Origin of the sequence: Candidatus Frankia nodulisporulans (assembly GCF_902806475.1) — a bacterium.
Lineage (GTDB): Bacteria > Actinomycetota > Actinomycetes > Frankiales > Frankiaceae > Frankia > Frankia umida.
On record NZ_CADCWS010000375.1, the window covers coordinates 1 to 2982 of the forward strand.

Here is a 2982-nt window from a genome sequence, read left to right on the forward strand (position 1 = left end):
CTGGGCCCGGCCGAGCACGCCTGGTCCGTGCGGCGACTGACCCTGCTCACCGACGTGGCCGCCGAACCCGATCCCCGTATCGCCGAGGAACTGCGCCACGGCGACTTCGACGTGGCCGCCTTCGCCTCCTCGACCGCGGTACGCGGCACCGCCGAGCTCTACGGCCCGCTACCCCCCGACCTGCTGGTCGCCGCGATGGGCCGCCGCAGCGCGCAGGCCTGTGAGGCCGCCGGGATCCGCGTCGACATCGTCCCCGCCGAACCCGGTGTCCATCCGCTCGCCGCCGCCGTCGCCGACTTCGTCACCGCGAGTCGCGATCCCCTGAACTAGCCGTGCGCACCAGGGTGTCGGCGAGTCGCGCCCGGACGGCCTCGATGACGCAGGCGTGCAGACCCAGCGGTTCGGACAGCACCCAGCGGGTCGCCGGATGGCTCTCGCGGGCCGCCTCCAACGCCGCGGGAATGTCACGATGGGTGTGGTTCCCGTCGAACAGGAAGAACGGGTAGGCGATGATCTCGGTGCAGCCGCCCGCGGCGAGCACGCCATAGCCCTCGGCGATATCGGGGTGGCTCACCTCCAGGAACGCCGCCACGGCCGCCTCCCAGCGCTGGTCGTCCGCCAGTTGGCGGGCAAGCTCACGGACAGTGGCGTTCGCCTCCCACCGTCGGGAGCCGTGTCCGATCACCAGAAGTCCCCGCATGCCCCTAGTGTGCGCCGTCGTCGGAGCTGTGGCCTGGGAAGACCTTCGCGTTCGGGTCGATGATCGGCGCCGCGTTGTTGACGGCGGTCGCGACCTCGCCGAACCCGGTGGCGATGAGACGTACCTTGCCCGGATAGTCCACGACATCCCCGGCGGCGAACACCCGTTCCACCCCGGTGACCATCGCCGGACCGACGATGATGCGTCGCCGCTGCACGGTCAGCCCCCAGCGGGTCAGCGGCCCGAGATCAGTGGCGAACCCGAGCGCCGCGATGATCGCCTGCGCCGGTCGGGTCTGCCGGCTGCCGTCGCGGGTATCGACCAGCTCCACCTGCGTGATCCAGCCCTCCCCGTGCACGGCGGCGATGTCGGTGAGTGTGCGCACCTGCACCTCGGACGCCTCGAGCCGGGCGAGCGCCGCCGGATGCGCCCGCAACTGCTCGCGTTTGTGCACCAACGTCACCGATCGCGCCACCGGCGCGAGCGCCAGCGCCCAGTCCACCGCGCTGTCACTGCCACCGGCCACCACCACATCGCGCCCGGCGTGCTCCTGCGGCCGCGGCACGAAGTACGACAACCCCCGCCCCAGCCGCCCGGCCATCCCGGGCAGCGGCTTCGGCGCGAACGCCCCGATCCCCCCGGTCACCACGACAGCCCGCGCTCGCACCCGCCCACCCGAGGCGTCGGTCACCACCACAGCCTGAGCCTCCGGATCGGACGCGAGCTCCATCGCCTGCCGGCCGAGCAGATACTCCGGCTGGTACGGGGCGGCCTGCGCGACGAGCGCGTCGATCAGTTCCCGCCCACGCACCGCGGGGAACCCGGCCACATCGTAGATCACCTTCTCCGGGTACATCGCGGTGATCTGCCCGCCGACCGTCGGCAGAGCGTCCATCACCGCCACGGACATCCCGCGAAACCCCGCGTAGTACGCCCCGAACAGCCCCACCGGCCCCGCCCCGACGATCAGCATGTCCACGTCCAGCATGTCCACGTCGATCCGCTCGGCATGATCAGCTGTTGCCATGGGCATCGCAGTCCTCCATCGGATGGGATTGGCTCCGGTACGGCCGGGACAGCCCCATCCTGCCGGACCTGCCGGACAGGCCCCACCGGTCGGATGATGGACAGATGCCGCCGCGTGGCGGCCCGAGGGGGCTAGCGTGGAAGGGTGGATCGATCGACGGACCTGCGCCGGTCCGCGGGCGTGACCAGGGGCGACCTGCTCGGCCCCGGCGATCCGACCGTTATCGGCGCCTACCGGATCGTGCGCCGCCTCGGCGAGGGCGGAATGGGCACCGTCTATCTCGCCCGCTCTCCCAGCGGCGCCCACGTCGCCCTGAAGGTCATCCGTTCGAGCCTGGCCGCGGACCCGGAGTTCCGCGCCCGCTTCCGCGACGAGGTCGCCGCGGCCCGCCGCGTCGCACCGTTCTGCACCGCCCAGGTCCTCGACGCCGACCCGGACGCGCGCAGCCCCTACCTGGTCACCGAGTACATCGACGGCGTCCGCTTGGACGAGGAGATCGAGGACTCCGGCCCGCTGCCGCTGTCGACGCTGCAGGGCGTGGCGATCGGCGTGGCCAGCGCGCTGACGGCGATCCACCGGGTCGGCATCGTCCATCGAGACCTCAAGCCGAGCAACGTCATGCTCTCCTACTCCGGCCCCCGCGTCATCGACTTCGGCATCGCCCGAGCGCTGGACGCCTCCCAGGGCCGCACCCAGACCGGCTTCGTCCTCGGCTCGATCGGCTGGATGGCCCCCGAGCAGATGGACGGCGGCCTGCCGCTCGGCCCCGCCGTGGATGTCTTCGCCTGGGGCCTGGTCATCGGCTACGCCGCGGTCGGTGGCCATCCCTACGGCGACGGCACGTACCAGCAGATGGCCGAGAAGATCCTGCACGGTCGCCCCGACCTGCGCCGCATCCCCGCCGATCTCGCGCCCGTCGTGGCAGCCGCCCTGGCCCGCGACCCCCGGGACCGTCCGTCCAGCGAGCGATTGCTGTTCACACTGCTCGGCAACGGCCTCCCCCCGGACGGCGATGCCCGAGCCGCCACCTCCGCCGCTTCCGCCGCCCTCAACGGCACCTGGCCGCAGGGCCGTGGCGCCGTCGCGGACCGCAGCCCGGAGCCGACCCGGATCGCCCGCACCAGCGAGCAGCGCAACTGGTGGGAGGACCCCGCAGCCGCCCCTGCCGCCCCCGCTGAACCGGCCAAACCCCGGCCCAAGGCCGCGGACGACTTCGCCGCGCCCAACCGCCGCCGCCGCGGATTCGTCGAATACG

Annotated in this window: 4 protein-coding genes; 2 read left to right on the plus strand and 2 right to left on the minus strand. The window is 72.6% G+C overall.

The genetic code is table 11. From position 1 onward, the window contains the following. Positions 1–330, plus strand: a 330-nt coding sequence (locus G6R24_RS19850) for a uroporphyrinogen-III synthase (RefSeq protein WP_192029214.1), incomplete at its 5' end; no start/stop codon positions are given. Here the strand turns inward: G6R24_RS19850 and G6R24_RS19855 are convergent. Both G6R24_RS19855 and G6R24_RS19860 read right to left on the minus strand, forming a co-directional pair. Next, a complete protein-coding gene (locus G6R24_RS19855) occupies positions 302–700 on the minus strand; it encodes a sirohydrochlorin chelatase (RefSeq protein ID WP_163550675.1) in 399 nt (132 codons plus the stop codon). The two genes, G6R24_RS19850 and G6R24_RS19855, sit on opposite strands and share 29 nt — an antisense overlap. Before the next feature lie 4 nt (positions 701–704). Beyond that, positions 705–1733 carry an NAD(P)/FAD-dependent oxidoreductase gene (locus G6R24_RS19860; protein WP_225438809.1) on the minus strand — a complete coding sequence of 343 codons (1029 nt, stop codon included), beginning with the start codon at positions 1731–1733 and terminating at the stop codon, positions 705–707. A 258-nt stretch (positions 1734–1991) separates the two neighbouring features. Between G6R24_RS19860 and G6R24_RS19865 the strand changes: the two genes are divergently transcribed. Beyond that, positions 1992–2982: serine/threonine-protein kinase (locus G6R24_RS19865; RefSeq protein ID WP_263864093.1), on the plus strand; the 991-nt coding region annotated here is incomplete at its 3' end.